The organism is Nocardia sp. NPDC004260 (assembly GCF_053603155.1).
Genome location: NZ_JBSGEZ010000151.1, coordinates 1 through 6622, shown reverse-complemented (window position 1 = coordinate 6622; position 6622 = coordinate 1). Strand labels below are relative to the sequence as shown.

Here is a 6622-nt window from a genome sequence, read left to right as displayed (position 1 = left end):
CCGCTAGTCAGGTGGTCCCATCAGTGGCAAACGGGTGGTCCCATCCTCATGGCAAAACCGGCTCCGAAGTGGTCCCTTCCTCCTGGCAGCCGACAGGCACGCACGAGCGGTGCAGGAACGCCTGTCCGCGCAGTGGCTGGCCGTGGGCGTTGGCGCGGGCCGCGCCGTGGCGGATGGCGTGGTCGAAGGCGATGGCGTCGGCCCATTCGTCGGGCCGGTTGTCGCGCATGTCGCGCCAGTAGGCGTTGGTGTGGTACGGGCACCCGATGCACGCACTTTTCGGGGTCGCTTCGAATCCCTTTGTCCGCAGGTATCTTTCGCAGTCCTGGCGGGTCCAGCCGTGGGCTGAGCGGCCGGTGCCGCCGGGTAGGAACAGCAGCGGGAAGTGGCTGCGGGTGTAGGCGACGTCATCGGTGGCGCGTGCGGCGCGGGAGGATTCGTCGATGGAGTAGCCGACCCATTGTTCGGCGAACACTCCGGCCGGTACGGGGGTGGGGTGTGGGAAGCCGAGCAGGGCGCGCACGCGGGGTTTGATGGCGGCGATCTTGTATTCGGCGGTGCAGGCTCGGCGCAGCATTCCCCGGCTGCCATCGGGGAACAGCAGGTAGAGCGGCATTTGCGCGAAGTGGGCGTGCGGGTTGAGCGCGTCGTTGCGGATGTGGCCGCGGCGGACGCGGTAGATCGGGATTCCGGCGGGTGCGGCGATCTCGGTTTCCAGTCGCGCGAGGTGCGAGTAGACCGCGGCCGGTTCCCATCCGGTGTCGGCGAAGATCGCGGCGTCGGGTTTGGGCAGTCGGCCTTCGGCGGCCAGGAGCAGCAGCGTGCTGGACTGGACTCCGGCACCGAGCGAGATCAGCCGCAGCGCAGGGCGGGTGGTGAGCGTGCTCATGATGCCGGAGTGGTGGCTGAGGCACCGGCGTGCGGTGGGTTGGGCATGGTGGTTCCTCGGTAGTGGCGTGGTGGATGTGCGGCCCGCTGGGCAGCACGGGTGCGTATGCGGGGTTCGGGCGGGGGTCCGGGGGCGGCGCCCCCGGGTGGGCGCGGGCCGGCGGCCGCGGTGGGTGTGTCCCGGGTCCGGCCGGAACGGGCTCGGTGTTGCGGCCGGGCGGGGTGGTGCTCAGTGGACGGGGCTGAATGGGCCGAGCCAGTGGTGCAGGAGGGTGAGGGCCTGGAAGGGGTGGCCGTCGCGGTGGTCGGGGGCCTGCTGGCGGTAGTCGTCCTTTTCGCGGTCCCAGATTTCTTCGACCACTTGGGCGATGGCCTGGCGGATCTCGGGGGCGAGTTCTGCGGCGCTGGCGTGTGGGGAGTCGGCGTGTGCGGGTCGGCGGTCCTCGGCGTTGATCACGTTCGCGGCGAACGTGGTGAGGATGTCGAGGGTGTCGGCGTCGGGATCGTCGCTGTTGTCGTAGTCGGCGAGTGCGGTGGTGACCTGGTGGCGGTAGGTGACGTGGCGGATGTCGGCGACGACGGCGCGCAGGATTTGGTGTGTGGTGGCGTCGGTGCGGCCGTGCTGGTGGCAGACGCGGGTGAGGGTGCGCAGTAGTTGGGGTTCGTTGGCGAGTTCGGGGGCTTGGTAGGCGGGTGCGGGGTTGCGGGTCATGGGTGGTGTCTCCTGATGGTGGGGGCACCGGGCATGCGTTGATGCCCGGCGCCCGAGTGATGCGGTGGATGGGTCCGCTCGAGGGGGGTTAGTTGCCGATGGCTCGGCGGCCGTCGAGTTCGGTGCGGCCGAGCAGGTCTGCGCGATCACCTGCGGCGCGGCCTTGGTCGTAGGCGCTGAGCTGGACGCGGCGGCGGTAGGTGCGGCTCTTGGTGGTGTCGGGGTGTTGTTTGTCGAGAGCGGCCTGTGCGCGTTTGAGGTCGGAGACGAGCACGAGGGCTTGTGTGGTGGTGCCGGTCTCGGCGTCGCGGGTGGCGGCGGCGGATGCTTCGGCGGCGGTGAGCCGTTCGTTGATGCGATTGATGTAGCCGAGCATCCAATCCAGGCGCAGCGCTCGGGTGCCTCGCCGGTCGCCGGGTGGTGCGGTGAGGCGTGTTGCACCGGCGATCATGCGGGGGTTGAGGATGCCGTACAGCAGTTGCACGCGCTCGGTGTGGATCTTGACCCCGTAGACCTGCACTTTCTTGGTGTTGCGGGCGTTGTCGATGGTGATCGTGGAGCAGTGCAGGGCGGCGGCGATGTTGATGAGCAAGATCTTCTGCTGGGTAAGGAATTGCCCGGTGAGCTGGAAGGTCAGGGCCATGACGACGTTGTTGCCTTCGCGGAGTGTGCCGCGGGCCTCGCTCTCCTCGATGCCGGTCTTGGCGATGAGTTGCATCGCCCGGTCGCGGAAGGCGTCGGCTTCGGCTTCGGTGGCGGCGTTGTCGGCCTGGTTGAGCAGGTGGGCGATGCGTTGGGCCATGGTGTCGCGGCTGCGTTCGGTGGCCATGTGGGTTATATCTCCTGGGTAGAAAGGAGGCACCGGGCGCGTACCCTGCGCCCGGTGCCTTCGTGGATTGTGTTGCGGCTATGTGGTTTTCGTCTAGCGAGCGTGCTGTTTGCGGATTTCGTCGGCCTTGGTGGCGGCGGCGCGGATCTGGGTGAGGGCGGGTTCGGCGGGGTCGTCGAACGGCGCTCCGGTGGCGGTGTCGCGCAGGAACACGCCGAAGCTGGGCAGTTGCCCGGCGGCGCGGAGCGCGTCGATGAATTCGCGGGCGTCGCTGGCGTATTCGAATCCTCCGTATTCGGACGTGCGGGTGAGGAAATCGGCCGTGGCGGCGCATTTGCGGCCCGCGCGGGCGTAGCGGTGACGGCGGTGTATCGTCCGCGCGAGCAGCAGCGGCCAGGTGGCGGCGGTGGTGCGCCGCTGGGCGGGGGTGAGGGCGGCCGCGTGGCGTAGGTGCTGGTGGACGGTGAGCGCGCCGAGTGGGTAGGCGGCCGCGGCCGCGAGGGTGGCGAAGACCAGAGCAGTCATGGATGCCTTTCGTGGTGTCGCGCCCGGTCGGGCGCGAGGTAGGTGTGAGCGAGGCACCGGGTCGCCGGGTGCCTCGCTCGTGGTCGTGTTGTCAGTGGGGTTGAGGTGGTGTGGTTTTCGGTTCTCCTTCACGGGGTGTGTCGTGGACGGGGAATCGGAAAGGGGGTCGGGTTATGCCGGACAGGCGCAGCGCGGGGTGGATGTTGGGGCCGAAGACGACGGCCGCGCGGGTGGATCGGGTGAGGTCGGCGGCGTCGAGCCGGACGACGGACGGGGTTTCGGGGTGTGAGGTGGCGGGGGCGATTCGCCAGCTGCGGCGGAATCCGGTGTCGGTGTGGCTGATCAGGGCGTAGAGCGGGTAGGGGCTGTAGGCGACGATGTAGGGGGTGAGTTCGTCGAACATCGGTACGCGCTGGCCGGGTTCGGGCAGTACGCACGAGCTGTGGAGGTGGCCGACGAGCAACGCCGGTTCCTCGGTGTCGGTCATGACGACGCTGTAGAGGTCGTAGACCGGGTCGTGGTAATCGTGGCTGGTCATGATCTCCTCGGGATCTCGGGTGCGGCGAGGGCGCGGGTGCGTGCTCGCCGGGGCCGCGCCGGGTCCGGCGGCCGGGGGGTGTGCGCGGCCGGCGGTGTGCGCGGGTGGCGGGGTGTGGGTTTGGTGGTGTGCTCGGGCGGGCCGGGCCGGGAACTTGTGGGTGCTGGGGGCTGTCCGCCTCGAGAAGACACAGCACGGAGCGCAGCGGAGTTCCGATTCCGCCGCGCCGCGCCGCGCCGCGCCGCGCCGCGCCGGGCCGGGGCGGGCCGGAACCGTGGTGGTGGTTCCGGCCCGCGCTGGCTGGTCAGGCTGCGAGTGGTGCGGCCTGGTAGTCGTCGCCTGGGTCGCTGCCCTGGTCGGCGTCGGGGTTGTGCGTCTGGTCGGGCTCGGCGTCGGGGATGTCCTCGGCCGGGTCGACGGTGGGCGGCGCGGCGGGTTCGGCTGCCGGGGCGGCGTTCTTCTTGCTCGTCGGCCTGGGCTTGGTCGCCTTGCTCGCGGTCGCCTTCGGCTTCGCGGCCTTCTGGCTGGCCTGGTCGGTCAGGGTTCCGGCGGCTCCGACTTCGGCCTTGGCTTCGGCCTCCAACGCTGCGGTGAGGGTCATCTCACCGAGTAGCGCCAGCTCGAGCGGGGTGGGCTGGTAGCCGGGGCTCTTGCCGACCGCGCTGTTTCGGAGCTGGGCGAGCATTTCGCGCGGCGCGCGCTTGAGGTCGACAGTCCAGAACACCCCGGACGCCGGGTGCAGCACGCGCCAGTAGTCGGGCTTGGGCTTCTTCTCCGGGTACAGGTAGTTCGGACGCTGCATCCGGGCTTCGATCGCGCCGAGCGCCAAACCGATCAGCATCACGGCCGCGCGCGGGTCAGTCATGTCATCGAAAAACGTGCCTTCCCTGGCAATGTCGACATCCTTGCCGGTGGCACCAAGCAGTTCGATAGCCATGGCGATTGCGTTGTTCTCGTTGATGATGCCGGGGTCGGTGAACAGCAGTTTCGCCGCCCATGCGAGCAGACCGGCCGGGGGCTTCTGGGGCCGCTTGCCGTCGCGGCCCCACAGCTTCGCCAGCAATTCGGCCTCGAACTTGCGCCGGTTCTCGGTGGCTGCGCGGGCGTACTTATTGCCCGCGAGCACGATTCGGTTGTTGGCGCGCTTGTTCTCCTTCTCCTCTGCTTCACGCTTCTTTGCCTCGGCGGGCGGGGTACGCGGTGCATGGCGGCTGAACGTCAGACCCGCCGCCTCGTTCTCGGTGCAGTGGTAGACCGGCTCGAAATACAGGTCCACCCCGCCTTCGGGGTTGTCGACCTCGCTCGGCTCGAGGTACACCGCCCACTGCTTCGGGTCTTTGATGTCCTCGGTGCTGGCGGGGCTGCCGTCCGGCCGATACAGGTTCTCCAGGGGGGAGGTTTCCTCGTGGTCCCAGTAGTGGGGTTTCTCGTCGAGGATGGTGAATCCGCGTGCGGTGTAGGACTCGGCGGCCTTGGCGCGCTCGGCGTCCATCTGCCGTTCCTCGCGCAGCTTGGCAACCTCGGCGGTGAACGTGCCCTTTCCGGCGGCGGTGAACAGCCGCTTTTCGGCGTCGTCATCGCCCTCGAATTCCATCAGGGCTTCGGCCTGGCGGAAACTGAGCTGACCATCGGCGGCGATCGTGCGGGCGCGCTCCGACTTGCGGAGGGCCTTGACCGCGCGCGCCTCGGCGGGGTCGATTCCGAGTTTGCGCCCGGCCTTGGTCGGGGTGATGCCGGGCAGGTCCAAATAGTCTTCGACTGCCGAGAGAACATCACCGGAGGTCATCGCCTCGCGGTCTTCGTTCTCGATGAGTCCCGCTTCGATCTTGGCCGCCTTGATCGCGTCGGCGTCCTTGCCGGACAGAGTCTTCAGCACAATGCTGACCTTTTCCACACCGGCCTCACGGGCGGCGAGAATGCGGCGCTGACCGGCGATCATCTCGATTCGGCCGTCCGCGTTGATGTAGGCGGGCGGCTCCTGGACGAAGCCGTGTTCCTTGACCGAATTGATGGTGCGTCTCTTGACGGTCACCTGCGACTTACGGACGTTGTAGCCGATGGTGACCTCGTCGGGGTGCACATCGATCACGAGCTTTCCCGATGGGCTGGCGGCGAGTCGTTCCCGGAGTTCGGAGATGGTGTATCCGCCTGCGGCCGGTTCGGCTTCAGGCTCGGTGGCGGCTTCGGGCTCGGTGTCGGCAGGGGCGGTCGTGTCGGGCTGGGTCGTGTTGGGGGCCTGGTCGACGGGGGCCTGTTCGGCGTCGACGGTGCGCGGCTCGATGGTGCTGGTTGTCATGATGGTGCTTGTCTCCTATGGTGGAGGGTCAAAGCACCGGGCGGGTACCCTCCGCCCGGTGCTTTGGTGTTTCTGATTTGGGTTTGCGCTTGATCGGTGTCAGCCCGGCGGGCTGCGGGCCGATCGGCTGGGGGCCTTCATCGGCTGTGGGTCGGCGGGCTTAGATGTAGCCCAGTTCGAGCAACCACGACGGGCGGCCGTGCTCGCACGTGCCGTCCGGCTCGACCTGGCAACCGTCTGTGGCCTCGGCGATTCCGTTCGATACCCACTGTTTGAGCTGGCCGAGTGAGGGCTTTTTCTCGCGCACCCTGGGTGTTTCCTTTCTGCCGGGCGGCTTGTCGGGAATGGTCACGCATAGTCGAATACCGGCGAATCCGGGTCGAAATAGGTGGTGACGGCTTCGTCGTCGCTCTGGAACCGTCCCCGCAACTTGGCGAGTGCGGTGGTGTAGAACTCCTCGAAAGCCTTTCGGCTGAAGCGCGGGGCGGGGAGCGTGGCAATGGTGACCTCGCGTCGGCTGAAACTGAGGTTCATCCGCTGACTGACGCCGTATGCGTGGATGGTCTCGTGCATGGTGGCGAGAATCGCGCGGTAGCCGGTGCCCTTGTGGTGCATGACTTTCAGCGTCGCGCGCTTCTGCTCTCCGGACTCGTTGCGTGGGCCGACCGGCCAACTTGCAGTGATGAACCGGTCTTCGGTGTCGCGCCGGGGTTCGGCGGTGGGGCTATTCTGCTGGGTCTCGGTGGTGCTGATAGCACTACCTTCGTTCATGGCTGGGACCTCCGGGGAACGCTTTTGTTGCTTGTCCTGCGAGGACTGAAATGAGACGGCGTC

8 protein-coding genes are annotated in these 6622 nt (G+C 68.0%); all 8 read right to left on the bottom strand.

All coding sequences use genetic code 11. The annotated features are described in order from the left end of the window. Positions 1 to 46: 46 nt before the first annotated feature. Positions 47 to 889: a hypothetical protein gene (locus tag ACWEO7_RS37565; protein WP_452430391.1), complete on the bottom strand. Its 843-nt coding sequence runs from the start codon at positions 887 to 889 to the stop codon at positions 47 to 49. A gap of 228 nt (positions 890 to 1117) precedes the next feature. Then, complete coding sequence (locus tag ACWEO7_RS37560; RefSeq protein WP_452430389.1) at positions 1118 to 1600, bottom strand: hypothetical protein; 483 nt, start codon at positions 1598 to 1600, stop codon at positions 1118 to 1120. A gap of 88 nt (positions 1601 to 1688) precedes the next feature. Further along, entirely contained in the window at positions 1689 to 2429 is a 741-nt protein-coding gene (locus ACWEO7_RS37555) for a DUF2786 domain-containing protein (protein WP_452430387.1), read from the bottom strand. 93 nt (positions 2430 to 2522) lie between these two features. Then, positions 2523 to 2954, bottom strand: coding sequence for a hypothetical protein (locus ACWEO7_RS37550; protein WP_452430385.1), 432 nt, complete (start codon positions 2952 to 2954; stop codon positions 2523 to 2525). A 91-nt stretch (positions 2955 to 3045) separates the two neighbouring features. Continuing rightward, positions 3046 to 3492: a hypothetical protein gene (locus ACWEO7_RS37545; RefSeq protein ID WP_452430383.1), complete on the bottom strand. Its 447-nt coding sequence runs from the start codon at positions 3490 to 3492 to the stop codon at positions 3046 to 3048. Between the two features lie 304 nt (positions 3493 to 3796). Continuing rightward, positions 3797 to 5788 carry a ParB/RepB/Spo0J family partition protein gene (locus ACWEO7_RS37540; protein WP_452430381.1) on the bottom strand — a complete coding sequence of 664 codons (1992 nt, stop codon included), beginning with the start codon at positions 5786 to 5788 and terminating at the stop codon, positions 3797 to 3799. 160 nt (positions 5789 to 5948) lie between these two features. Beyond that, on the bottom strand, positions 5949 to 6140 hold the full coding sequence (locus ACWEO7_RS37535) for a hypothetical protein (RefSeq protein WP_452430379.1): 192 nt from the start codon (positions 6138 to 6140) through the stop codon (positions 5949 to 5951). Continuing rightward, positions 6137 to 6622, bottom strand: a 486-nt coding sequence (locus ACWEO7_RS37530) for a hypothetical protein (RefSeq protein ID WP_452430378.1), incomplete at its 5' end; no start/stop codon positions are given. The genes ACWEO7_RS37530 and ACWEO7_RS37535, both read right to left, overlap by 4 nt.

What these genes read in the sequence shown, in the direction of transcription:
- ACWEO7_RS37540 (WP_452430381.1), bottom strand. Translation starts at nt 5,788, where the DNA reads ATGACAACCAGCACCATCGAGCCGCGCACCGTCGACGCCGAACAGGCC.
- ACWEO7_RS37565 (WP_452430391.1), bottom strand. Translation starts at nt 889, where the DNA reads ATGAGCACGCTCACCACCCGCCCTGCGCTGCGGCTGATCTCGCTCGGT.
- ACWEO7_RS37560 (WP_452430389.1), bottom strand. Translation starts at nt 1,600, where the DNA reads ATGACCCGCAACCCCGCACCCGCCTACCAAGCCCCCGAACTCGCCAAC.
- ACWEO7_RS37545 (WP_452430383.1), bottom strand. Translation starts at nt 3,492, where the DNA reads ATGACCAGCCACGATTACCACGACCCGGTCTACGACCTCTACAGCGTC.
- ACWEO7_RS37555 (WP_452430387.1), bottom strand. Translation starts at nt 2,429, where the DNA reads ATGGCCACCGAACGCAGCCGCGACACCATGGCCCAACGCATCGCCCAC.
- ACWEO7_RS37550 (WP_452430385.1), bottom strand. Translation starts at nt 2,954, where the DNA reads ATGACTGCTCTGGTCTTCGCCACCCTCGCGGCCGCGGCCGCCTACCCA.